General features: G+C 55.8%; 19 protein-coding genes. 12 read left to right on the forward strand and 7 right to left on the reverse strand.

What is annotated here, in order from left to right; all coding sequences use genetic code 11:
- The first annotated feature begins 340 nt into the window (after nucleotides 1-340).
- The gene (trxA, locus tag ACWI0H_RS13915) at nucleotides 341-664 is read left to right on the forward strand and encodes a thioredoxin (RefSeq protein WP_008959554.1); all 324 of its coding nucleotides are present in this window, start codon (nucleotides 341-343) and stop codon (nucleotides 662-664) included.
- An 88-nt stretch (nucleotides 665-752) separates the two neighbouring features.
- On the opposite strand, the gene ACWI0H_RS13920 is transcribed toward trxA, so the two are convergent.
- Nucleotides 753-1,850, reverse strand: coding sequence for an AI-2E family transporter (locus ACWI0H_RS13920; RefSeq protein ID WP_008959555.1), 1,098 nt, complete (start codon nucleotides 1,848-1,850; stop codon nucleotides 753-755).
- A 231-nt stretch (nucleotides 1,851-2,081) separates the two neighbouring features.
- On the opposite strand from ACWI0H_RS13920, the gene ACWI0H_RS13925 reads away from it, so the two are divergent.
- Nucleotides 2,082-2,954: an SIMPL domain-containing protein gene (locus tag ACWI0H_RS13925; RefSeq protein WP_485873735.1), complete on the forward strand. Its 873-nt coding sequence runs from the start codon at nucleotides 2,082-2,084 to the stop codon at nucleotides 2,952-2,954.
- Here ACWI0H_RS13925 and serS read toward each other — a convergent pair.
- A complete protein-coding gene (gene serS / locus ACWI0H_RS13930) occupies nucleotides 2,899-4,176 on the reverse strand; it encodes a serine--tRNA ligase (protein ID WP_336274288.1) in 1,278 nt (425 codons plus the stop codon). The genes ACWI0H_RS13925 and serS overlap by 56 nt on opposite strands.
- Before the next feature lie 177 nt (nucleotides 4,177-4,353).
- Between serS and ACWI0H_RS13935 the strand changes: the two genes are divergently transcribed.
- From ACWI0H_RS13935 to ACWI0H_RS13950, 4 genes are all read left to right on the forward strand, one after another.
- Nucleotides 4,354-4,944, forward strand: coding sequence for a DUF4202 domain-containing protein (locus ACWI0H_RS13935; RefSeq protein WP_336274287.1), 591 nt, complete (start codon nucleotides 4,354-4,356; stop codon nucleotides 4,942-4,944).
- A 102-nt stretch (nucleotides 4,945-5,046) separates the two neighbouring features.
- A complete protein-coding gene (gene ydiJ / locus ACWI0H_RS13940; RefSeq protein ID WP_485873736.1) occupies nucleotides 5,047-8,148 on the forward strand; it encodes a D-2-hydroxyglutarate dehydrogenase YdiJ in 3,102 nt (1,033 codons plus the stop codon).
- A 247-nt stretch (nucleotides 8,149-8,395) separates the two neighbouring features.
- Nucleotides 8,396-9,457, forward strand: a complete 1,062-nt coding sequence (locus ACWI0H_RS13945; protein ID WP_485873737.1) for an efflux RND transporter periplasmic adaptor subunit — start codon at nucleotides 8,396-8,398, stop codon at nucleotides 9,455-9,457.
- Between the two features lie 17 nt (nucleotides 9,458-9,474).
- Nucleotides 9,475-12,618, forward strand: coding sequence for an efflux RND transporter permease subunit (locus tag ACWI0H_RS13950; RefSeq protein WP_485873738.1), 3,144 nt, complete (start codon nucleotides 9,475-9,477; stop codon nucleotides 12,616-12,618).
- Nucleotides 12,619-12,630: 12 nt separating this feature from the next.
- On the opposite strand, the gene trpC is transcribed toward ACWI0H_RS13950, so the two are convergent.
- The 3 genes from trpC to ACWI0H_RS13965 are packed head-to-tail and all read right to left on the reverse strand — an operon-like array spanning nucleotide 12,631 to nucleotide 15,167.
- Nucleotides 12,631-13,434, reverse strand: a complete 804-nt coding sequence (gene trpC / locus ACWI0H_RS13955; RefSeq protein WP_485873739.1) for an indole-3-glycerol phosphate synthase TrpC — start codon at nucleotides 13,432-13,434, stop codon at nucleotides 12,631-12,633.
- Between the two features lie 38 nt (nucleotides 13,435-13,472).
- Complete coding sequence (trpD, locus tag ACWI0H_RS13960; RefSeq protein WP_485873740.1) at nucleotides 13,473-14,492, reverse strand: anthranilate phosphoribosyltransferase; 1,020 nt, start codon at nucleotides 14,490-14,492, stop codon at nucleotides 13,473-13,475.
- Nucleotides 14,493-14,531: 39 nt separating this feature from the next.
- A complete protein-coding gene (locus ACWI0H_RS13965; RefSeq protein WP_176304545.1) occupies nucleotides 14,532-15,167 on the reverse strand; it encodes an anthranilate synthase component II in 636 nt (211 codons plus the stop codon).
- A gap of 382 nt (nucleotides 15,168-15,549) precedes the next feature.
- Here ACWI0H_RS13965 and ACWI0H_RS13970 point away from each other — a divergent pair, with 382 nt between their 5' ends.
- A complete protein-coding gene (locus ACWI0H_RS13970) occupies nucleotides 15,550-16,464 on the forward strand; it encodes a metal ABC transporter substrate-binding protein (protein WP_176304546.1) in 915 nt (304 codons plus the stop codon).
- 14 nt (nucleotides 16,465-16,478) lie between these two features.
- Here the strand turns inward: ACWI0H_RS13970 and ACWI0H_RS13975 are convergent, their stop codons facing one another.
- Nucleotides 16,479-17,234, reverse strand: a complete 756-nt coding sequence (locus ACWI0H_RS13975) for a phosphoglycolate phosphatase (RefSeq protein ID WP_339885432.1) — start codon at nucleotides 17,232-17,234, stop codon at nucleotides 16,479-16,481.
- A 101-nt stretch (nucleotides 17,235-17,335) separates the two neighbouring features.
- On the opposite strand from ACWI0H_RS13975, the gene ACWI0H_RS13980 reads away from it, so the two are divergent.
- Nucleotides 17,336-18,634, forward strand: coding sequence for an NAD(P)/FAD-dependent oxidoreductase (locus ACWI0H_RS13980; protein WP_176304548.1), 1,299 nt, complete (start codon nucleotides 17,336-17,338; stop codon nucleotides 18,632-18,634).
- Nucleotides 18,635-18,670: 36 nt separating this feature from the next.
- Here ACWI0H_RS13980 and rpe read toward each other — a convergent pair whose 3' ends face one another.
- Complete coding sequence (gene rpe, locus ACWI0H_RS13985) at nucleotides 18,671-19,366, reverse strand: ribulose-phosphate 3-epimerase (RefSeq protein WP_101147858.1); 696 nt, start codon at nucleotides 19,364-19,366, stop codon at nucleotides 18,671-18,673.
- 275 nt (nucleotides 19,367-19,641) lie between these two features.
- Between rpe and cysP the strand changes: the two genes are divergently transcribed.
- The 4 genes from cysP to ACWI0H_RS14005 are packed head-to-tail and all read left to right on the forward strand — an operon-like array spanning nucleotide 19,642 to nucleotide 23,451.
- A complete protein-coding gene (gene cysP, locus ACWI0H_RS13990; RefSeq protein ID WP_101147857.1) occupies nucleotides 19,642-20,652 on the forward strand; it encodes a thiosulfate ABC transporter substrate-binding protein CysP in 1,011 nt (336 codons plus the stop codon).
- A gap of 26 nt (nucleotides 20,653-20,678) precedes the next feature.
- Nucleotides 20,679-21,533, forward strand: a complete 855-nt coding sequence (gene cysT / locus ACWI0H_RS13995) for a sulfate ABC transporter permease subunit CysT (RefSeq protein WP_101147856.1) — start codon at nucleotides 20,679-20,681, stop codon at nucleotides 21,531-21,533.
- Nucleotides 21,533-22,360, forward strand: a complete 828-nt coding sequence (gene cysW / locus ACWI0H_RS14000) for a sulfate ABC transporter permease subunit CysW (protein ID WP_101147855.1) — start codon at nucleotides 21,533-21,535, stop codon at nucleotides 22,358-22,360. Before cysT ends, cysW begins: the two co-directional genes overlap by 1 nt.
- Nucleotides 22,357-23,451, forward strand: a complete 1,095-nt coding sequence (locus tag ACWI0H_RS14005) for a sulfate/molybdate ABC transporter ATP-binding protein (RefSeq protein ID WP_008959573.1) — start codon at nucleotides 22,357-22,359, stop codon at nucleotides 23,449-23,451. Before cysW ends, ACWI0H_RS14005 begins: the two co-directional genes overlap by 4 nt.
- Nucleotides 23,452-23,504 lie beyond the last annotated feature (53 nt).

Below are 23,504 nucleotides of genomic sequence, written 5' to 3' on the forward strand. Positions count from 1 at the left end.
TGTAGGACGCGCCTTGAAACACATCCTTGCGCAGCTACTACGATGCGGTTGATGGGAAGCGGCGCTGGTGCGGCACTTTACAGCACCAGATAGAATAAAAAACAAATGGATAATACTTTTATATTATAAAAAAATCTTCCTACCAGCATCCATTAATTTCTGCTATTCAGATAAATCACCACACGGGAAATTTGCCAGCAACCTCCGCGCCCGCTAACATCTGCCCACGCTTATCGTGATAGAGATGAGGCGCGGTGAACGAGCGCCAATTGATCGCGTAATGACCGTTGCTCCATTCGAGGCAACGAAACAGTAAGAGCAACGCAAACGGGAGAAGCAAATGGCTAATAATGTTGATGTCACCAACGCCAATTTTGAGCAAGAAGTCCTCAACGCTGAACAGCCTGTGCTAATGAAGTTCTGGGCGCCTTGGTGTGGCCCGTGCAAAGTCATGGCCCCGGTCGTTGATGAAGTGGCTGCAGAGCGTCAGGACAGCCTGAAAGTCGTTAGTGTCAATGTTGACGATGCACCTGAAATTGCTGCCGAGCAAGGCGTACGCGGTGTACCTACCGTGATGCTGTTTAAAGCAGGCACCAAAGTCGCCTCACTGGTTGGCGCGCAATCCAAATCACAACTGACGCAGTTCATCGAACAGAACGCCTGATGACAGCCGTCCAGTACGTGCAATTTAGTACGTGCAATTACCGCCGACGCTGTCGGCGGTAGTGTTATCACTACTCTTTACCTCAACTTCAGCGCTTCCACGGCGGCAAGCTTGCGTCACTCGCCCTACTATCCTTTATACGCCGCCTCCCAGGCCCTAGCAGCCGAGCGATCCAGCGTGTTTGTGGGTGGCTATCAAGCGCGATTTTAAGTGTCATTGTCAGCACCACCGAAAGTAACATCCCCGCCGCACCAAAGATCCAGCCCCACACGACCAACGATAAAAACGCCACAAAGGTGGAGAGCCCTAACGCCTGCCCCATTACCCGTGGCTCAATTAGGTTGCCAAGCACAAAGTTGATGACCAGATATGCCGATGCCAACAGCATCGCCTGAAACGCGCCGCCATCTTGGGCAACCAGTAGTAACAACACCGGCGGTATGGCAGCCAGAGCAGAACCAATATTAGGAATGAAGTTTAGCGCAAAGGCTAACACCCCCCACAGCAGTGGAAATTCAACACCAACAATCAAGCAAGAGAGCCAAACCAGCGCACCCGTGGCAAGGCTAATAACCGTCTTAACCGCAAGGTAGCGCTTTAGCGTTAAGCTGAATTCACTGAAACGCTTCAAACTGGGCGCGGGATTTTCCAGTGCTCGAGATATTTTGTCGCGCACATTGAGCGTCTCAAACAGCATAAAGATAACCAGCAACCCAACAATAATGCTCTGCATGAAGAGATTGCCAAGCTGGCTCAATAGCGCTGGCATCCAGGAGCCTTCATCCTCGCCTTCAAAGAGGGAGTTGATCTGGTCCGGGTTGATTGCTAATCCGCGTGAAGAGAGCGCATTAAGCAAGTTCCAATACTGTTCATACAGCCGAGACTCAATTTCCGGCAGCGCCGTCAAAAAAGTGCTAAAGCTGTTAACCACTAGCAGACCAATGAGCGAAATAAACGCCAGCAACACCATTAAGGTCAGAAAGGCCGACATTCGCATGCTCAGACCACAGCGGTGCAGCCACTGCACCGGCGAGGTACACACCACCGCGATAAATATCGCCAGTAGCAACGGCACCAGTAAATCAGCACCAACTTTCATTCCAGCAATAATCACTACCAACGCGGCAAGCGCCAAGGTGGCATTGAGCGGAATACTTCGGTAATCCTCATCAGACACGTTCGACATAATCTTTCCCTAGCCTGTTATTGGTACATAATGGCTGCTTTGATCATAGTGCACAAACCGTGCAAACAATAAGCAACTGTTGTGCGTCCACTCTTCCTTGCTGAACTTTCTTTTCTACTACTCTTCCAAGTAGTGTCTGCCCTAGCTTATTGAAACAGCTTTTAAAACCATGATTTAACTTGGCGGCGCGGCTGTTCACTCACTGCGACCCCCTTACTAAGGAAACCATTTATGAAAGCAATTCCACTTAATTCTCAAAGATCAGGCTCTTCAGGGCTACGCTCTCAACTTCTAGGTTACGGCCTGCTAGGTGGTACCTTATTAGCACTCCTAAGTGCGCCTTTTGCTCACGCGGCACCGGCACACCAAGCGCCCCCCAGCCTGCACGTTCAAGCGCAATCTTGGGTTGAGGTAGAACCCAACAAGGCCACCCTCAACGCGCGCCTATGGGAAAACACGCCAGCCCTTTCCACCTTGGAAGAGAGCGATAGTAGCGCACTTAGTGATGCACGCGAGCGTTTAGAAAGCCGCGCCAGCGAATTAATCGAAAAAATGGAAGCCACCGGCCTTGAACGCAACGCCATCAACGCTGGATCGCTTAACGTCTACCCAGAGCACATTCAAGGACCACGCAACGAAGACGGCGAGCATGAAACACTCCAGCGCACGCGACTGGAGCGCCCTATCACCGTCGAACTTACCGACCTTGATCAATTAAGCGAAGTATTAGATGCCCTGATTGCGGCGGGCGTTAACTCGCTTGACGGCGTGCAATTCGACCTACAGGACCGTAATGCCGCGACTGACGAAGCATTGGTCAAAGCACTCGAGAAAGCACAGCACAAGGCAAACCTGATGGCCGACAGCTTAGATGCCGAATTGGGCCATGTGCAGCGCATTGAAGAAACTCAATCACCTATCTTCCAACCGCAGATGATGTCGATGCAGGCAGAGAGCGATGCCACTGGTGCCAGCCAATCCACTGCCACCAGTGATTACAGCCCTGGCACCATTCGTATTGATGCTGGCGTTAACGTTGTGTGGGCGCTTAAAGGACCAAATGCTCCAGGCCGCCCAGGTAGCGACGTAGCGGCTCAGGAATAGTCACCGACCCATCCGCCTGCTGGTGGTTTTCAAGCACTGCCAGCAGGCAACGCCCCACCGCTAGTCCAGAACCATTCAAGGTATGCAGCAACTGTGGCTTTTTGGTATCCGGGTGGCGATAACGCGCCTGCATACGCCGCGCCTGAAAATCCTCGCAGTTGGAAACCGAAGAAATCTCCCGGTACGTTTCCTGACTGGGCAACCACACTTCTAAGTCGTAGGTTTTAGTCGCCCCAAAGCCCATATCCCCAGTACACAGCGTCACCACACGATACGGCAGATTCAGCGCCTGCAGGATTGCCTCCGCATGACCACGCATCTCTTCCAACGCCTCGTAGCTCTTCTCCGGTTCGACGATCTGCACCATCTCGACCTTATCGAACTGATGCTGACGGATCATGCCGCGGGTATCACGGCCGTGTGAGCCCGCTTCAGAGCGGAAACACGGTGTATGCGCGGTAAGCTTCATCGGCAATGCCGCCTGCTCGACAATTTCATCGCGCACGAAGTTAGTCAGCGGTACTTCCGAGGTGGGAATCAGGTGGTACTCGCGCTCATCGTCCAGCTTGAACAGATCTTCGCCAAACTTCGGTAACTGGCCAGTCCCCATGAGCGATTCGCGATTCACCATATAGGGCACGTAGCACTCTTCGTAGCCGTGCTGTTCGGTTTGGGTGTCCAGCATAAACTGCGCCAGCGCCCGGTGCAGGCGTGCAATCGGCCCGCGCATTACCGCAAAGCGAGCGCCAGTAATCTTAGCTGCCAACTCAAAATCGAGATAACCCGATTTTTTACCCAGATCGACGTGATCGAGTACCGTGAAATCAAACGCCCGCGGCGTGCCCCAGCGGTGCAGCTCAACATTATCGTTCTCGCTTTTGCCTTCCGGCACGCTTTCATGGGGCAGGTTGGGAATACCGCTGATGGCGTCGTCCCACTCTTCCTGCACCTCGGAAAGCTCGCGCTTGGCTTTATCCAAGCGATCGCCTAAATCGCTGACTTCATCCAGCAGCGGCTGAATGTCTTCACCGTTAGCTTTGGCTTTACCAATCGCCTTGGAACGCATATTGCGCTCGTTTTGCAGCTGCTCGGTTTGCGTTTGCAGCTCGCGGCGACGCGACTCCAGCGCCTGCAGCCCCGCTTTATCAAGCACAAAGCCCCGGCGGGCCAGTTGTTGAGCAACCGTGTCAAGATCACCGCGCAGCAGTTTCGGATCGAGCATGAATCCTGTCCCTTGGCCTGAAATCAATAAGAGCAACGCGCTAATGCGCGTGCATAAAGGCGCCTATTGTAGGCAAAAGCATGGCAGGGAGCCATGGGCAGTGTCACGCTGCAGTTGTGATTCGCGCGTTTTCTCGGCAACCTAGCCCTAATTCACTCAAAGCCGAGCAACGCAACCATGTCTACTCCCTTTGATCAAACGCTTGCCGCCATTGATGCTCTTCATGCCGAGGATCCGCGCTCCACGACGCTTGCCGATGGCACATCCATGCCCCAGGAACTGGCCTACGCCCAGCGCATGAGCGACTGGCTCGACCGCGTGCACGATGCCCCAGATGAAGTGCTGCGCCTGGCCGTTCGCGCTCAGCACTTGCAGCGCTGGTTAGTAGCGCGCAATGAGTATCCCGAAGGGCGTGTGGGTTATTTAACCTGGCGGCGGGACCAAGGCATTCGCGCAGGCGATACTACCGCCCAACTGATGCGCGACGCAGGCTACGCAGACGAAGATGCCGCCCGAGCCGCGAAGATTATTGGCAAGAAAGGCCTGGGCCGCGATCCCGATGTACAAGCGCTGGAAGATTGCGCCTGCTTGGTGTTTCTAGAGAACTACTTTGCTGACTTCTCGCGTAAGATAGAGCACGACCATATGGTGCGTATTGTGCAGATGACTTGGCGCAAAATGTCGCCCCGCGCTCACGAACTGGCGCTAGCACTGCCGATGTCAGACGCCTCAGCAGCGCTGGTAAAAGAAGCCCTGGGTGTTGAGTAAGCCATGGAGTAAAGCGCTATCGTGAGATGCAGCCGGGCAGTCACTGCGGTAAAGTAGCCGTCTTCTTTTTTTGCGCCCCCGGCACTGACGGCTTGCTCAACTATGATTGCATCCTTGGATACCCGTACCGCCCCGTTTGAACGCTTGGGAAATTCGTATTTACGTTTTCTTCAAGCCCTCAAAACTCGCGGATTTGAAGGCGAAATTGCCCCCGACTATGCCAACCGCACGGTGCTGGCGACGGATAACTCGATTTACCAGCGCCTGCCCCAGGCGGCGGTCTACCCCAAGCATGCCGAAGACCTTGAACGCCTGTCCCGACTAGCCGCGCAAACCTCCCACCGGGGCATTGTATTGACCCCACGTGGCGGCGGCACCGGCACCAACGGCCAGTCGCTCACCGACGGCATCGTGGTGGACGTATCACGCCACATGAACAATATCCTCGAGATCGACACTAAAAACCGTCGAGTGCGCGTTCAGGCCGGGGTAGTGAAAGATCAGCTCAACGCCGCGCTCAAACCCCACGGGCTGTTTTTCGCCCCGGAGCTCTCGACCTCCAACCGCGCCACCATCGGCGGCATGATCTCCACTGATGCCAGCGGCCAGGGCAGCTGCGAATACGGTAAAACCCGCGATCATGTTTTAGAGCTCGATACAATTCTGATCGGTGGAAAGCACCTGCACAGCCGGGCGTTAACGCAGGACGAAGAGCTAGCTGAATGCCAGCAGGAAGGCATCCTGGGCCGCGTACACTCCACCGCCGCCGCCATTATCGACCAGCAGCGCGAATTGATTGTAGCCAAGTTCCCGCCGCTCAACCGCTGCTTGACCGGCTACGACTTGGCCCATCTGCGCGATGACGAGGGACTACTCAACCTCAACAGCCTGCTGTGCGGCTCGGAAGGCTCGCTGGGCTTTTTAAATGAAGCGGTGTTGAACGTACTGCCAATTCCCAAGCACTCCACCCTGGTCAATGTGCGCTACACCAGTTTTATGGATGCGTTGCGGGATGCCAAAGCATTAATGACTGCCAGCGCGCGGCCTACCTCGATTGAGACCATCGACGACACCGTGCTGCAACTGGCCATGGAAGACTTCGTCTGGGACAGCGTAGCGGAGTTTTTCCCGGCGACCGCTAACACGGCGATTCGTGGCATTAACCTGATCGAATTCAATGACGACGATGAAGCCGCCCTCGCCGAACGAGTGCGCGCCTTCATCGACCATTTAAGCCAAGACACCACCGTGGAGCGGCTGGGTTACACCCTGGCCGAAGGGCGCGGGCAGATCCAGAAAGTCTACGGTATGCGCAAACGCTCGGTGGGTTTGCTCGGCAACGTGCAGGGTGAGAAACGGCCGATTCCTTTTGTGGAAGATACCGCCGTACCGCCGGAGCACTTGGCGGACTTTATTGCCGAATTTCGTGCCGCGCTGGATGCCAGAGGGCTCTCCTACGGGATGTTTGGCCATGTCGACGCCGGCGTACTGCACGTGCGCCCCGCCATCGATATGAAGGATCCCGAACAGGAAAAACTGATTCGCGCGGTGTCCGATGAAGTGGCGGCGCTTACCAAGAAATATGGTGGCCTGCTATGGGGCGAGCACGGTAAAGGCGTGCGCTCTGAGTACGCGCCTAAGTTCTTTGGCGAGCTCTATCCCAGTCTTCAGCGGGTAAAAGCGGCCTTTGACCCCTATAACCAGCTCAACCCCGGCAAGATCGCCTCACCCGCCGAAGGCGGCGAGCTAATCGCGAAGGATAGCGACCCTGATCTGCTGACGGTCGATGGCGTGCCCATGCGCGGCCAGTTTGACCGCACCATCGACGAGCGCGCCTGGCAGGCCTACGACGCCGCGGTGTACTGCAACGGTAACGGCGCCTGCTACAACTACGACCTTGATGACCCCATGTGCCCTTCCTGGAAGGCAACGCGGGATCGCCGTCACTCTCCCAAAGGCCGCGCCAGCCTGATCCGCGAATGGCTGCGCCTGCAGACCCAGGCGGGGATCGACGTTGTCGAGGAGTCGCGTAAGAAAAAAGCCGAGGGCGGCTGGGGGTTTATTAAAAGCTTTCCGCTGCGGGTGGCGAACACTCTCAGCCGCAAGCAGCACCACGACTACTCCCACGAAGTTTATGACGCCATGGCGGGCTGTTTGGCATGTAAGTCCTGCGCGGGACAGTGTCCGGTTAAGGTCAATGTGCCCCAGTTTCGTTCACAGTTTTTAGAGGTCTACCACGGCCGCTACCTGCGCCCGCTGCGCGACTACGTGATCGGCGGCACCGAATTTATGTTGCCTACCCTGGCCAAGGCTGCGCCGCTGTATAACGCCGTAATTGGCCAGCGCTGGGTAGAGCAACTAATGCGCCGTACGCTGGGCATGAGCGACTCCCCAGCGCTGTCACGGGCCAGTGTTAAAAAGCAGCTGAACGCCTGGGGCGTCGCCGAGGCAACGCCGCTCTCGCTGGCCCTGTTAACCGAACAGCAGCGCGCCAACAGCGTGATACTTGTGCAGGACGCCTTCACCACCCACTTTGAAGCCAAGCTGGTGATGGACGTGGTGGAGCTACTCTCGCGCCTCAATCTACGCGTGTTTGTGATGCCTTATTCGGCTAACGGCAAACCCCTCCAGGTACAGGGCTTTTTAGGCGCCTTCGAGCGCACCGCCGCCAAGCAGGCCGAGCGGCTACGCACCTTGGCCCGCTTTGATATCCCCATGGTCGGTATCGACCCGGCGATGACCCTCACCTACCGCCAGGAGTACGTCAAAGCATTAGGCCATGAAGCCGTGCCGGAGGTGCTGATGCTGCAGGAGTGGCTGGCGATGCGCATCAATACGCTAGCGCCCACCCCGCTTAAGCTAACCGACCCCGGCTTTAAGCTGCTCTCCCACTGCACCGAGAAAACCAACGCGCCGGGCAGCCCTAAAGCATGGCAGCAAGTGTTCTCGGCGTTTGGGTTACAGCTTGAGCTGATGGCCACCGGCTGCTGCGGTATGTCAGGCACCTACGGCCACGAGACCCGCAACGCCACTACGTCCAAAACCATCTACGCCCAGTCGTGGCAACCCCAGGTGGAAACCAAAGAGAACGCAGGCAAGCTACTGGCTACTGGATACTCCTGCCGCAGCCAGGTGAAGCGCTACTCGAATCAAGTACTGCAACACCCTTTGCAGGCGTTACTCATTGCCCTAAAGCGCAGCTAAAATTTGTACAAGCACTAAACCTTGTATAACGTTGAGGGAGCTAACGGCGTGCAGTGCAAAAAGCTGTCACGCTGTTCATTGACTGCAGGGAGCCTCTTATTAACGTAATGAGCGCAGGCCAGACAAGGCAAAAATCAACGAAAAAGCGGAGTTTACGAATTGTAAATGAGCATTTTGAGGTGGTTTTTAACGCCGTATGGGCAAGCGCAATAGTTAATCAGAGGTTTCCTATTTATCAGGAGCTACCTTGTTGTTTCTACTTTCCTCCCTGGCTCGCCTAGGCGCAGGCGCTGTTCTAACCCTGAGCCTAGCATCCCTCGCTATCGCTCAGGAAAACCGTGTTGAGACGCAGTTGGTGGCTGACTCTCCGCGGATTGAGGTACTGCCGCTTACCGGCAGCGTCAGCGCCCCACAAACTTCCCAGCTGTCTAGCGCTGAAACGGGGCAGGTCAGCGAGCTAACGGTTGAAATGGGCGACACAGTCACTCAAGGCCAGCCGCTACTCTCACTGGATACCCGCGATATTAGCTTGGAAAGCCAGCGCGCCCGCGCGGATCTAGCCCAGGCCGAAGCCGAACGTGACGAAGCGCAGCGCCTAGTGAGCGAAGCCAACCAGCTCTCGGCGCAAAACTTTGCCGCCAGCGAGCGCCGCCAGCGTGAAAGCGCTTTGGCGGCGGCCCAGGCCACCCTTGAAGCGCGCCGAGCCGACTACAGCTTGGCCCAGCTGCAGCTCGAGCGTCACCAAATACGCGCGCCCTTCGACGGTATGGTCACCCACCGGGAGAGCAATGTCGGTGAGTGGGTCAACCCTGGCGATACCCTGCTTACCTTGGTCGATCTAGCGTCTCTTCGTTTAGATTTCTCGGTGCCGCTATCCGCCTATCAACGCTTTGAGGGCTCCCAGTTAGAGGTGCGCTTAGAAGGCAGCGATCAATGGCACCCGGCACGCACCCTCGCGCGTATTCCTCTTGATGCCAGCTCAAGGCAGTTTCTGCTTCGCGCGGCGCCGGAAACACCACTGGAGATGCTCCCGGGTATGGCCGTGGAAGGCCGATTGCAGCTTAACGGCGAAAGCGGGCCCAGCGTGCCGCGGGATGCACTCATTCGCCGTCCGGATGGCAGCGTCAGCGTTTGGCTAGCCCGCCAGAGCGATGATATTTGGCAGGCGTTCGAGCAGCGGGTTGAGATCGGCAGCAGCTACCAGGGAGAGGTCGCCGTTAATGAAGGCCTATCAGCGGGAGACCGCGTTATCGTCGTCGGTAATGAGCGGCTTGAAGAGGGGCAAACAGTGTCCCTGAGCGACGACTAAAGGAGCGATACCCGCGTATGTTTGCCGCCATTATTCGTCACGGCATCTTGGTTAGCGTTATTACGCTGATCCTGTTGATTCTGGGGATCGCCGCCATCTGGCGCATCCCTGTACAGATGATCCCCGACCTGGAAACCCGCGTTGTGGGCATCGAGACCCAGTGGCCGGGTGCCACGCCGCAGGATATTGAAAAGGATATCCTGATCGAACAAGAGGAGTTCCTGCGTAATGTGCCCAACCTGCAGCGCATGGAGTCCACCGCCAGTAGTGGCAGCGCCGAAATCGAGCTGGAGTTCCCGTTTGGCGTCGATCTTACCGAAACCTTGATTCGGGTTAATAACGCGCTAAGCCAGGTGCCCTCCTACCCCAACAACGTCGACCAGCCGCGCATCGTCGCTAACTCTTTTTCCGCTAACGCCTTTATGTACTTTAACGTTGGCCCACGGGAAGGCAACCCGCGTCAGCTCGATATGCCCGCCATGCGCGACTACCTGGAAGATAACGTCCGCCCGCGCCTGGAGAGCGTTGCTGGCGTATCGGAAGTCACGGTTTCCGGTGGTGCCGAGCGGCAAATGCAGCTGCTGATCGCCCCCGAAGCGCTAGTCGCCCGCGAACTGAGTATCGCTGATATTCAGGCCGCCCTTCAGGCCCGCAATCAGGATGTCTCTGGCGGTAACCTAGAGAGCGGCAAACGCCGCTACCTGCTGCGTACCGTAGGCCGTTTTGAGGATGTTGAAAGCCTTGAAGCGCTGATCCTTATCCGCGACGGCGACGCGGTCACCCGGCTAAGCGATGTGGCTGAAGTACGCCAATCCTACGCCGAACTCACTTCTCGCGCTTACAGCTCGGATGGACAGCCGGTATTGAGCGTGCAGGTGCGCCGGGAGCCGGGCGCCAATGTGATCGATATCAAGCGCGCCATGCTCGACGAAGTCGCGTCACTTAATGATGGCCTGCTAGCCGAGCAGGGTATGCGCATGACGCTCTCCAGCGACGACGTGCGCTACGTGGAGTCGTCGATTGCTAATGTCTGGGTTAACCTGGGCCTGGGTGCGCTGTTTGCCACCCTGGTGATGTACGCCTTCCTGCGCTCTGCCCGCGCCACCGTGGCCGGGGTCATCGGCATCCCTATCTGCACCATCGCTGCCTTTTTAGGCCTGCTGCTGGCAGGGCGCACGCTCAACGTTATTTCGCTGGCGGGTGTCGCTTTCGCCATTGGCATGACGATAGACAACACCATCGTCGTGCTGGAGAGTATTGAGACCCAGCGCCGCCGTGGTTTGGCGCGCTTTGAAGCGGCTCTCGAGGGCGTCAAGCAAGTATGGCCCGCGGTGCTGGCCTCAACGCTGACCACTATTTTAGTCTTTGTGCCCATCTTCTTTATTCAGCAGGAAGCCGGGCAGCTCTACTCCGATATTGCGGTGGCCATCTCTACGTCGATTATTGTCTCCATGGTAGTCGCCATTACCGTTATTCCCACCCTGGGCGCGCATATCGATTTTCGTGGTAAGGAGAGCGCTTCAACGTCATCGCCGCGCTGGGTACGCGGCTGCCTGTGGGTGGTTGATGGCATGATTCGCACGGCTTCCCGGCGCTTTCTCGCTATCGTGCTGGGCATTGTGGGGGGTATCGGCATTTTTGTCTGGCTGACGCCCCCGGCCGAGTACCTGCCCGAAGGCGAAGAGGCCAAAACCTTTGCCAGCATGAACGCCCCGGCGAGTTACAACCTGGCCACCATGGATGCCATTGCGCAAACGCTGCAGCAAAAACTGGAGCCCCATGTGGGCGCTGATCCAGAGGACTTCGAGAGCGGCGATACCGACATCCCGCCGATTCGTACCATGGGCATTCAAGCCGAAGCCCAAAGCCTACGGATCATTGCGGAAACCATCGACCCCACCCATATTGAAGCCTTGATGGACGCCCTCACCCGGCGCTTTGAGAAATACCCAGACATGCGCGCCTTCGCCGCCCGTGGCTCGATTATCTCCAGCAATGACGGCGGAACGCGCAGTATCACTTTGGATATTGCTGGCAACGATCTCAACGAACTCTACACTACCGCCAATGGGATTTATCAGCGCGCGCAAGACGTTTTCGACAACCCACGCATTCAGTCGCGCCCCTCCGCTCTGGATCTTGGCCAGCCGCTGATTGAGGTGTACCCCAATTGGGAGCGCGCCGCAGAAGTCGGCCTGGATACCAGCGCCCTGGGCACCACCGTCGCGGTGCTGACCAACGGCGCCTACCTGGATGACTTCTATCTCGACGACGAGAAAATCGACCTTTACGGCTATGGCCCCGAGGCGGGCGATATCGACCTGGATGCTCTTGCCACCCTGCCCATCTATACACCCTCAGGGGTAAGCGTTCCTCTCAATACCCTCGCCGAAATTCGCGAGACGGTGGGTACGGCTACGCTGCGGCGGGTAGACGGACGCCGCAGCGTCACGCTGGACGTTATTCCACCCCGCAGCGTGGCGCTGGAAGCCGGTATCGAACGGATGCAGCGCGAGGTGATCGACCCACTGCGCGATGAGGGCGTCATACCCGCCAACATTAATGTCAGCGTGACCGGCGCGGGTGATCAATTAGACGCCACCCGCCAAGCGCTTACCGGCAATGCGTTAATCGCGTTGGCGATTGTGTATCTGCTGCTGGTAGCGATTTTTGCCCACTGGGGTTACCCGCTGCTTATCCTCGCCACTATTCCGTTAGGCGCCGCTGGGGGGATTGTGGGGCTATGGCTGATGAATACCGTGGGCGCTCAGCTGCCGAAAATTGGCTTAAATGCCATCAGTCAGCCGTTTGATATGATCACCATGTTGGGATTCTTGATTCTGATGGGGACGGTGGTCAACAACCCGATACTGGTGGTTCATCAAGCGAGAGAGAATCTGCGCACGGCGAGCATGGGGGTGCGGGAAGCCATTCAACAGGCGGTAGAGAGTCGCTTACGGCCGATTGCCATGACGACTCTTACCACCCTGTGCGGGCTTTCGCCGCTGGTATTTCTACCCGGGGAAGGCACCGAGCTTTACCGCGGCGTCGGTGCCATTGTGCTATTTGGGCTGCTCGGCACGGCGATTGTCACCGTTACCTTCTTGCCAGCGCTTACCGTTGCCGTGCTCAGTTGGAAAACCAAACGGTCGGCGAGCTAAAAAGTTGCGGAGTTAAAAGAATAACCGCTTAAGTGCCAACCCTGGATCGCTTTCGCGCATAAAGACTTCGCCAACCAGAAAACCGTTAACGTTGTGGTCACGCATTAGCTCAACGTCATCGCGGGTATGAATACCCGATTCGGTAATCACCGTGACGCCCTCAGGAATGCGCGGCAGCAGATCCAGGGTCGTATTCAGGCTGGTTTCAAAGGTATGCAGGTTGCGGTTGTTGATGCCGACCAGTTTTAGATCCAGCGCCAGGGCGCGCTCAAGCTCCTCGGCGTCGTGTACCTCGACCAATACATCCATTCCTAGCTGATTGGCCTGCTGATGCAGGTCGCGCAGCTGTGCATCATCCAGAGCGGCAACGATCAGCAGAATACAGTCCGATCCAATCGCCCGGGCTTCACAGACCTGATAGCCATGGGTGATAAAGTCTTTGCGGATCACCGGCAGCGTGCAGACATCCCGCGCGGCAATCAGGTAGTCTTCGTGGCCCTGGAAGAAGTCGGCATCGGTGAGCACCGATAGACAGGCAGCGCCCCCTTGCGTATAGCTTTTGGCGATATCGGACGGGTGAAACTCTTCACGAATAACGCCTTTCGAGGGAGAGGCTTTTTTCACCTCGGCGATAATCGCCGGATCACCCGTTGCGATGCGCGTATTAAGCGCTTCAATAAAGCCACGCGGGGCGCTCTGCTTCTCTCCTAGCGCGAGCAGGTCTGATTCTGAGACCGCTTGGCGACGCTCAGCCACTTCTTGATCTTTGCGAGCCAGAATGCGCGTTAAAATAGTTGGCGTTGCCTGTTGAGTCATGTTGATCTCTTTTTTTAAAACTTATCTTGTTTAAGAACCTACTGCTTAAAAACGCTGGTGAAGTGCGAAAGCTCTTTCAATTTTTCGAGCGGCAGCTTGGAGGCTTGCGCGTCCTGGGCCACCATCACCCCCTCTTTTAAGGTATCCGCCACGCCCGAACAATAAAGTGCGGCCCCGGCGTTTAGCGCGACCATATCGGCGGCGGCGCCTTCACCGGAAAGCGCTGCCTTGACCAAGCGCAGGCTATCTTCGGCGCTATTGGCTTTCAGTGTTGCCAAGCTCTGGCGCTCAATGCCCTGCTCTTCGGGTGTAATGGTGTACTGGGTAATCTCACCCTCTTTTAGCTCGGCGACTAAGGTGGGGCCTGCCAGGGAGATTTCATCCAAACCATCGTCTGAATGGACCACCATCACATGACGGCTACCCAAGGTTTTAAGCACTTCGGCCATGAGCGGCACCAATTCTGCGGCGTAAACACCCAGCACCTGATTGGGGGCGCCAGCGGGATTAGTTAACGGCCCTAGAATATTAAACAGCGTGCGCACGCCCATTTCACGGCGGGGCCCAATCGCATAGCGCATGGCCGGGTGATGATTAGGGGCAAACATAAAGCCAACGCCCACCTGCTCGATGCAGCGCGCTACCTGGTCAGGCTTAAGATCCAGGTAAATACCCGCCACATCAAATAAGTCTGCACTACCGGATGACGACGAAACGCTGCGGTTACCGTGCTTGGCCACGTGTGCGCCAGCGGCAGCGGCAACAAAACTGGCAGCGGTGGAAACATTGAACAGGTTCGCGCCATCGCCACCGGTGCCGACAATATCGACAACGTTTTCAGCATGCAGCTCAACGCGCTTCATCAGCTCGCGCATGACCTGGGCAGCAGCGCTGATTTCAACGGCGCTTTCGCCCTTCATGGCAAGGCCCACCAGCAGGCCACCGATTTGCGCGTCAGAAGCATCGCCGGTCATGATTTGGCGCATCAAGGCGTGCATGGCATCGAAAGAGAGGTCTTCGCGGCGCATCACCGCATTAATCGCGTCTCGCATTTGCATGAGCAGAGGGGCCCCTAAAAAAGCGTGTGAAACCGGCCATCAGCCGCGTTTTAAAAAATTGGCCAATAGCTCATGGCCTTGGCGGGTAAGAATCGACTCGGGGTGAAACTGCACCCCTTCAATATCCAGCTCGCAGTGACGAAACCCCATGACTAAGCCGGGAGTAACGTCGTCATCGCCTGTCCAGGCAGTGACTTCCAAACAGTCAGGCAGGCTCGCTTTATCGACGACCAGAGAGTGATACCGGGTAACCTCAACAGGGTTATCCAACCCTTCAAATACACCTTGGTTCGCGTGTAGTACAGCAGAGGTTTTGCCGTGCATGACCTGTGGGGCGCGCACGACCTTGCCACCAAAGACCTGCCCAATCGCCTGATGGCCCAGGCAGACACCTAAAATAGGTAGCTTGCCAGCAAAATGTTCGATGGCGGCCATGGAGATACCTGCCTCGTTAGGCGTGCACGGCCCCGGCGATACCACCAAGTGCGTCGGCGCCAGTGCTTCAATCTGCTCAATAGTGATGTCGTCATTAAGGTAAGTGATTACTTTCGCGCCCAGCTCGCCCAGGTACTGGACGATGTTAAACGTGAAACTGTCGTAATTGTCTATCATCACCACTTTACGCGCTGGCTGATTCTGCGCTGACAGTTTCTGCCCCGACTGAGCTTGCGCCATTGCCCCACTTACTCCGTTGCGTCATTCAGATCACAGATGAAACCACTAATGACTTGATGATACCGCAACCGGGCGCTGCGTTGCAGGGGTTAAGTGCCGCGCCGGGCAGTAATGATCAGAAGCTCCCCCAGCGAGCTTACGAACCGCCCCATAAATGGGACTCACCAGCGGCGCACAGAAGAAACCGTTCGTTCAGTCATCAGGCACGCTATGCTTAGGAGTGTAAGACTATTAAGCATAGTGGCACTTTCCTTTAGAGGAAATCCAACCTTATACCTTACCTCGCTCGACCTGCCCGAAGATTGGTACTAGCAACGAACCACCGCAGTCTTTATTATCTACCGACATTTACGTTAGTTTACAATTAAGTTAGGAGCGTAAGATGACAAAGCGGGTTACCTGGATGTGTACGCTCTTATTTGTCGCATTGATCAGCACTGCGCCAGCCTATGCCAACACAACGCTACGCGTTATTGCCTCGTTTTCAGTCATGGAGGAGTTGGTCAAACGGGTGGCAGGAGACGCGGTCAGCGTCAATGTAATTGTTCCTGTGGGTGAAGACGTTCACCGCTGGGAGTTAACACCCCCCAATGTGCTTGCGTTAGAAGAGACCCATATCGTCTTTTATAACGGGTTGGGCTTAGAGCCTTGGATTCGTCATATTGAAGCGATGTCAGACGATCAGTTAACCCTCGTGGAAGTGGCGAAAAAGGCCGACTACGCGCCGCTGATGATCTCGACCGGGCAATATAAAGGCGAACCAGATCCGCACATGTGGATGGACCCCGCCGGCGCCGCCGCTTACATTGATGTGATTGCCGCCACGCTGGCCGAGCACCTGCCCAAGCAGGCAGATGTGTTTTATGCGCGCGCCGAAGAAGCTCGCAAAGCGCTGACTACTCTGAGCTCAGAGGTGAAAGAGCGGCTCGATGGTATCCCTCAAACCAACCGCACACTAATCACTAGTGAAGCAAGCTTTGGTTATTTCGCACGTGCTTTCTCATTTCAAGCCCAGGGAATATGGGGCGTTAATCATGAGACCCAAGGCAGTGCCCAGGCAATGGCCAAAATGAGCGAGCAACTTGCTGCAAAACGTCCCTCGGCACTCTTTTTTGAAAGCACGACACCCAGTATTCATATGGATGCTTTAGCTCGGGAGACTTCAATTCCACTCGCAGGGCCGCTGTATGTTGATTCACTGAGTCGCGCAGATGGCCCAGCTGCCAACTATTCGACCATGCTCCGTCATAACGCGGAGGTACTGCATACCGCTTTAGGTGGTGCAACGGCCGAGTAATCAGCCCTTTGCCATTACTCAATCGCTTTTGTCGTCTGGGAGGTGGTTGTCAGCAATTCTGTTAACGAAGAGAGCACTAGATCAGGGTGACTCTCTTCGATTGGCTCGCCGTGGTTGTAGCCGTACGGTAACGCTACGGTAGTAAAGCCTGCCGCTTTACCAGCAGCAATATCATGCCGGGAATCACCCACCATCACACACTCAGCGGCTGGAATTTGGTACGTGCGGGCAGCATGCAGTAGCGGCAATGGATGAGGCTTTTTTTCAGCCAGTGAATCACCGCCCACCCAGAGTGTAAAATAGTCCAACAGTTCAAAGTGCTGTAAAAGCGGCTCAATAAAACGCTCAGGCTTATTGGTGATCAGTACCAGTGTCATTCCTTGCTGGTGCAGCCCCTGAAGCGCTTGCTGAACGCCTGGGTAGAGTGTTGTGAGAGCATGGGGCGCGGCGCCATAGTAGTCCATAAAAGCATAATAGCCGCGCTGCTGGAGTGCGGGCGTGGGCGGTGTCTGTAACGCCCAGGTTAGGGCTCTTTCGACTAATACCGGCGCCCCATTGCCGACCCAATCACGCACCTCGGCTTCGCTTGGCTGGCGTAGATCAAGCGCCTTTAGAGCATGCGCCACCGCAGCGGCAAGATCTGGTACCGAATCAATCAACGTGCCATCCAAGTCGAACGCAATCAGCCGTTTACCCTGCAGTGCCGAATGTAGTCCTGAATATCGTTCTGTAAATCGTATGGAATGCACCGTCACTGCCCTCTGCCTCATCGTGTTTAGAAAACTATCTTACCTGTTCAAGGTAAACCTTCGCATTAGTCAGAAGCGTAAGAAGCTTCTATGCTGGAGCTAACTTAGCCAAGGAGATAATGATGGCCATACCCAGGATTGTGATTGTCGGCGGTGGCGCGGGTGGGCTAGCTCTCGCTACGCGGCTAGGGCATACATTAGGCAAGCGTAAACGCGCAGAGATTGTGTTGCTGGATCGTAACACCACCCACGTTTGGAAGCCTTTGCTCCATGAACTGGCGACCGGTGTGCTTAATTCCAGTATGGACGAGGTGGATTATCGCGGACATTCGTCTGCTCACTTCTACCGTTATCAACGTGGTTCGCTGACGGGTGTGGATCGCCAGCAGCAAGTCCTACGTTTAGCCCCCGTTAAAGACGAAGACGGCGCTGAGGTACTGCCTGCACGCGAGTTAACCTATGACTACTTAGTGATGGCGTTGGGTAGTGTCTCCAATGACTTCGGCACGCCCGGCGTCGCCGAGCACTGCCACTTTATTGATTCGCCCCAGCAGGCCAAAGCGTTTCAGCGCGATATGATCAATACCTTCCTGCGCTATACCGACCCCACCCTGCGCCAGCATACTCAGTTGACTATTGGCATTGTGGGCGGCGGCGCAACAGGGGTAGAGCTTGCCGCCGAGCTATTTGATGCCTCGCGTATGCTCAATGCCTATGGCGTAACGGCGATAGATCATCAGCACATTAGCGTGCACTTGCTAGAAGCTGCGCCGCGCTTGCTGCCTGGGCTTTCTGAACGGGTCAGCCAGACCGTTAAAACAGAGCTTGAGAAAATGGGCGTCACTGTTCATACCGATACGGCGATCAAGGAAGCACAAGCGCATCGGCTGATTACCGACAACGGTGAGGAGATCCAGACGGATATTAATGTGTGGGCAGCGGGTATTAAAGCGCCGCCATTTCTAACCGAACTTGGCCTGACGACTAACAAGAAAAATCAGATCGAAGTGAAACGTAGCCTGCAAAGTGTCGACGATGAAAAAATATTCGCACTTGGCGACTGCGCCAGTTGCCCGATGGGAGACGAGGGTACCGTGCCGCCTCGCGCTCAAGCGGCGCATCAACAAGCCAAGTTATTAGCCAAAAACCTGGTTAACCTACTCGACGATAAGCCACTGCAGGATTTTCGCTACCGTGATCATGGCTCACTGGTCTCACTGGCGCGCTACGATGCAGTAGGTAATTTGATGCGTAGCGGAGCCTCCAAAGGTCTGTTTTTGGAAGGCTGGCTGGCACGCCAAGCGTACGCTTCGTTATATCGTACGCATCAGCTCTCTATTCATGGGGCGACAAAAACGGGGCTGTCATGGCTGGTGGATAAACTTAATAAGTATTTAAAACCGCGCATGAAATTACACTAAACAAACACCCCGTTAATTTTCGCTTGAAACGCAGTATTAAGCCGTCGCTAGCGCCGCCCGCAGTTGTTTGAGTACTGTGTCGTAACCGTGCGGGTCGCTGGCTTGGTGGGCACTGAAAATAGCGGAGCCTGCTACAAAGGTATCGGCGCCAGCGGCGGCAATCTCGGCGATGTTGTCCACTTTTACTCCGCCGTCGATTTCCAAGCGGATATCATAGTGTGATGCATCAATGCGCGCCCGTGCCTCGCGCAACTTGTTTAGCGTACCAGGAATAAATGACTGGCCACCAAAGCCTGGGTTAACGCTCATCAGCAGTACCATATCGACTTTATCCATCACGTAGTCAAGATAAGAGAGCGGCGTCGCGGGATTAAACACTAAACCAGCCTTACAGCCACCATCGCGGATCAACTGCAGCGAACGGTCAACGTGCTCAGAGGCTTCAGGGTGAAAGGTGATGTAGCTGGCGCCTGCCTCGATAAAGTCGCTGATCATGCGGTCGACCGGCTTGACCATCAAATGCACATCAATGGGCGCCGTTACGCCGTGCTTACGCAGCGCTTTGCACACCATGGGGCCAATCGTGAGGTTAGGCACATAGTGATTATCCATTACATCGAAGTGCACCACATCGGCGCCTGCAGCCAGCACGTTATCCACCTCTTCACCCAACCGGGCAAAATCAGCTGATAAAATAGAGGGGGCAATGAGAAAATCATGCGCAGCGGTCATATTCCATTCCTGAAGAGTAAACAGTAGACGAGAGTAGCGACCCCTATGCCTGCGAGCACAGGCTAAAGAGCAAAGCCAAACATCTATCTTATCAGAGCCGCTTACTAGAACCACGTATCTGCGGCCTAAGAGCGGCTGAGCATAGTCATCACAGGCATATTCTTAAATAGAATATAAAACATGATTGTAATTCCACATTGATAGCTTTAACCTTGCGGCTATTGCGACACTACTTTTTGGCGATCCTATGCGCTTACTAATTTAAGGAGTTAACGATGACATTGCCGACAATTTTCCGCCGCAGCCTGATAGCCATTGCCATGGGCGTTACGGTCAGCGGTTCCGCCGTTGCCCAGGAGCGGGAGCTGCTCAATTCGTCCTACGATATCGCTCGCGAGCTGTTTGCCGCGATCAACCCTGAGTTTCAAGCGTGGTGGCAGGAAGAGCACGGTGAAGAAATTGCCATTAGCCAGTCTCACGGCGGCTCTTCTGCACAAGCACGCGCCATCTTGCAGGGCCTACGTGCCGATGTAGTGACCTTTAACCAGGTGACCGACGTGCAAGTACTCGCGGATGCCGGGCTGGTAGCAGAAGATTGGCAAGACGCATTTGAGAACAATGCTTCGCCCTACTACTCCACTACCGCTTTCCTGGTGCGTAAAGGCAACCCCAAAGGCATCGAAAGCTGGGACGATCTAGTCCAAGAAGACGTAGAAGTGGTCTTCCCTAACCCGAAAACCTCGGGTAATGGCCGCTACACCTATTTAGCCGCTTGGGGCTTTGCCGAGAACGAATTTGATGGCGATGAAGAGCAAATCGAAGAGTTCATGAGCACCTTTTTAGCCAATGTGGCGGTATTTGATACCGGCGGCCGTGGCGCGACGACCAGCTTTATTGAGCGAGAAATTGGCGATGTACTGATTAGCTTCGAGTCTGAAGTTAACAATATTCGTAGCGAGTACGGCAGCGACGATTACGAAGTGATCGTGCCGCCTGTCAGTATCCTAGCCGAATTCCCCGTTGCTGTTGTCGGCGAAAACGCTGAGCGCAACGGCAACAGCGACTTGGCCCAGAGCTATCTTGAGTACCTCTACACCGAAGAGACTCAGCGCCTACTCGCGGGCTTCAACTACCGGGTGCATAACGAAGCCGTGGTCGAAGAGTTTGCCGACGAGTTCCCGGAGACCGAATTACTCGAGGTAGACGACGTGTTTGGTAGCTGGGATGAAGCAATGGAAACTCACTTCGGCAGCGGCGGCCTTCTCGACCAGTTACAGCGCCGCTAATATTCACCTATGAGCCAGCCTGAACTATGAGTCAACTTGCCACTTGGCGAACCGGCAGCACACGCGTGCTGCCGGGTTTTGGCCTTTCTATGGGTATCAGCGTGCTGTTTATTTCGCTGGTGCTGCTCTTACCGATTACCGGCCTGTTCGGCCAGTTAGCGGGGCTTAGCTTCGCCGAATACTGGGCGATTATCACTGAAGGTCGTGTGGTCGCAAGCTATATGGTGACCATTGGCGCGGCAGCCGTCGCGGCCATTATCAATGCCATCTTTGGCCTGTTATTGGCCTGGGTGCTGGTGCGCTACGAGTTCCCTGGCAAGCGCTTACTGGATGCCTTGATGGATCTGCCCTTTGCGTTGCCCACCGCGGTGGCAGGCATTACCTTGGCAACGCTTTACGCCAGCAGCGGCTGGATGGGCCAACTGCTTGAACCGCTTGGTTTTCAGGTCGCCTATACCTGGGTGGGCATTGCACTAGCCATGGCCTTTACCAGTATTCCGTTTGTAGTGCGCACCGTTCAACCAGTGTTGGAAGACTTGCCCGCCGAAGTTGATGAAGCCGCCATGTCACTAGGGGCAACTGACGGTGTCGCCTTTCGTCGTGTGATCTTGCCGCATATCTGGCCTGCCTTGGTGACCGGGACCGGGCTTGCGTTTGTGCGCTCACTAGGCGAGTTCGGCGCGATCATTTTTATCGCTGGCAATATGCCTTATGAAACCGAGATCACCGCGCTGATGATCTTCGTCAAACTGCAAGAATACGACTATGCGGGCGCATCGGCGATTGCCTCGGTCGTGCTGTTCGTATCGCTGGCGCTGCTACTGGCTATCAATATTTGGCAGGGACGTTTTGTACGCCGCCTGCATGGAGGTAAGGGGTAATGCGTCGAATTGGTGATGCACCGGTTATCCGGCGTCTGCTGATAGGTGCCGCCCTAGTGCTGTCAGCACTTTTTTTGTTGCTACCATTGGTCGCTATTTTTGCTCAGGCATTTTCTCAGGGCGTCATGGTCTTCTGGACCAATGTAAGTAATACCTTCACGCTGCATGCGATTGGCTTAACGCTGATGATAGCGCTACTCACTATCCCGGTGTGCTTGGTGTTTGGTGTAGCGCTGGCGTGGCTGGTAACACGCTTCAGCTTTCCCGGGCGACGCATTTTACAGACCCTGATCGATATTCCCTTTGCGGTCTCACCTGTGGTGGCAGGTCTGATTTACTTGCTGCTGTATGGGCGCAACGGCTGGATCGGCACGTGGCTGGATGGCCACGATATTCAGTTGATGTTTGCCTGGCCGGGTATTCTGATGGTGACTATTTTTGTGACCTGCCCTTTCGTGGCCCGGGAATTGATTCCGCTGATGCAGGCTCAAGGCTCGCGTGAAGAAGAAGCGGCCGTGACGCTTGGCGCTTCCGGTTGGACGACATTTCGTCGCGTCACGCTACCCAACATTCGCTGGGCACTACTGTATGGCGTCATCCTCACCAATGCTCGTGCAGTCGGCGAATTCGGTGCCGTTTCGGTGGTCTCAGGTGCCATTCGCGGCCAGACCAATACACTGCCACTGCACCTTGAGCAGCTTTATCAGGATTACAACGCCGTAGGGGCTTTTGCCTGCGCGGCCTTACTCGCATTCATTGCCCTATTGACGCTCGCCGCGAAGGCCGGGCTGGAATGGCGCGCAGCGCGCCGGGAGGCATTTGCATGAGCATTCGCTTACACAACATCGCTAAGCACTTCGGCAATACCCAGGCATTAGAGCCCATCAATCTGGATATTCATGAAGGTGAGCTGGTCGGCCTGCTCGGCCCTTCGGGTTCAGGCAAAACCACCCTGCTGCGGATTATCGCCGGATTGGAAAATGCCGACCGTACCACCCAACCGGGTAAAATTCTGTTTGGCGACCGCGACGTGACCAATGTACATGTTCGCGACCGGCGGATTGGCTTTGTCTTCCAGCACTATGCGCTGTTCCGCCATATGAGCGTTTACGATAACGTGGCGTTTGGCTTGACCGTGCTCTCGCGCAAACGCCGCCCCAGCAGCGGTGAGATTCGTGCACGGGTGTTCAGGCTGCTTGAAATGGTCAAGCTGGAGCATCTTGCCAACCGCTACCCTGCCCAGCTTTCGGGCGGCCAGCAGCAGCGCGTGTCGTTGGCCCGCGCCTTAGCGGTGGAGCCTGAAGTATTGCTCTTGGACGAACCGTTTGGTGCCCTTGATGCCAAAGTACGCCAGGAGCTTCGCCGCTGGCTGCGTCATCTGCATGATGAGCTCAATTTCACCAGCGTCTTTGTAACTCACGATCAGGAAGAGGCACTGGAGCTTTCCGACCGCGTCGTGGTAATGAGCAATGGCCGTATAGAGCAGATCGACACCCCCGACGAGCTCTACCGCACGCCAGCAAATCGCTTTGTGTTTGAATTTTTAGGCGATGTCAACCACCTGGAAGGCAAAGTGAGTAACGGCGTATTGACCTGCGGCGATGCCTATTGGCACGTTGATCTGCCCGATGGTCATGAAGAGCTGTTGCTGCGCCCGCATGAAGTACGCTTAACCGAGCAGCCCACCTCAGAGAGCCACTTGCCGGTTACCATCACAGCGATCTCCCCGGTAGGTGCCGAAGTACGCGTGGAGCTAGAAGCCGACTGGCTGGCCCAGCCGTGGCTGGCTACCGTGCGCCACACTGACTTTGAACACTTGGCGCTACGCCGTGGGCAGCGCTTGTTTGCTCACCCGCGCCACTGGCGTCGCTTCCCCAAAGTCACTGAGAAAACGACGGAGCAGACACGCGTCGCATGACGTTTCAATAGCCGCCCCGCCCAGGGGTGGCTTGCGTTAATAACTACTCGGAT

The organism is Halomonas sp. NYA30 (assembly GCF_976980765.1).

What these genes read in the sequence shown, in the direction of transcription:
- trxA (WP_008959554.1), top strand. Translation starts at nt 341, where the DNA reads ATGGCTAATAATGTTGATGTCACCAACGCCAATTTTGAGCAAGAAGTC.
- rpe (WP_101147858.1), bottom strand. Translation starts at nt 19,366, where the DNA reads ATGACCGCTGCGCATGATTTTCTCATTGCCCCCTCTATTTTATCAGCT.
- ACWI0H_RS13950 (WP_485873738.1), top strand. Translation starts at nt 9,475, where the DNA reads ATGTTTGCCGCCATTATTCGTCACGGCATCTTGGTTAGCGTTATTACG.
- ACWI0H_RS13975 (WP_339885432.1), bottom strand. Translation starts at nt 17,234, where the DNA reads ATGAGGCAGAGGGCAGTGACGGTGCATTCCATACGATTTACAGAACGA.
- ACWI0H_RS13925 (WP_485873735.1), top strand. Translation starts at nt 2,082, where the DNA reads ATGAAAGCAATTCCACTTAATTCTCAAAGATCAGGCTCTTCAGGGCTA.
- ACWI0H_RS14005 (WP_008959573.1), top strand. Translation starts at nt 22,357, where the DNA reads ATGAGCATTCGCTTACACAACATCGCTAAGCACTTCGGCAATACCCAG.
- cysW (WP_101147855.1), top strand. Translation starts at nt 21,533, where the DNA reads ATGCGTCGAATTGGTGATGCACCGGTTATCCGGCGTCTGCTGATAGGT.
- cysP (WP_101147857.1), top strand. Translation starts at nt 19,642, where the DNA reads ATGACATTGCCGACAATTTTCCGCCGCAGCCTGATAGCCATTGCCATG.
- ACWI0H_RS13970 (WP_176304546.1), top strand. Translation starts at nt 15,550, where the DNA reads ATGACAAAGCGGGTTACCTGGATGTGTACGCTCTTATTTGTCGCATTG.
- ACWI0H_RS13935 (WP_336274287.1), top strand. Translation starts at nt 4,354, where the DNA reads ATGTCTACTCCCTTTGATCAAACGCTTGCCGCCATTGATGCTCTTCAT.
- ACWI0H_RS13920 (WP_008959555.1), bottom strand. Translation starts at nt 1,850, where the DNA reads ATGTCGAACGTGTCTGATGAGGATTACCGAAGTATTCCGCTCAATGCC.
- serS (WP_336274288.1), bottom strand. Translation starts at nt 4,176, where the DNA reads ATGCTCGATCCGAAACTGCTGCGCGGTGATCTTGACACGGTTGCTCAA.
- ydiJ (WP_485873736.1), top strand. Translation starts at nt 5,047, where the DNA reads ATGATTGCATCCTTGGATACCCGTACCGCCCCGTTTGAACGCTTGGGA.
- ACWI0H_RS13965 (WP_176304545.1), bottom strand. Translation starts at nt 15,167, where the DNA reads ATGGCGCAAGCTCAGTCGGGGCAGAAACTGTCAGCGCAGAATCAGCCA.
- trpD (WP_485873740.1), bottom strand. Translation starts at nt 14,492, where the DNA reads ATGCAAATGCGAGACGCGATTAATGCGGTGATGCGCCGCGAAGACCTC.
- trpC (WP_485873739.1), bottom strand. Translation starts at nt 13,434, where the DNA reads ATGACTCAACAGGCAACGCCAACTATTTTAACGCGCATTCTGGCTCGC.
- cysT (WP_101147856.1), top strand. Translation starts at nt 20,679, where the DNA reads ATGAGTCAACTTGCCACTTGGCGAACCGGCAGCACACGCGTGCTGCCG.
- ACWI0H_RS13980 (WP_176304548.1), top strand. Translation starts at nt 17,336, where the DNA reads ATGGCCATACCCAGGATTGTGATTGTCGGCGGTGGCGCGGGTGGGCTA.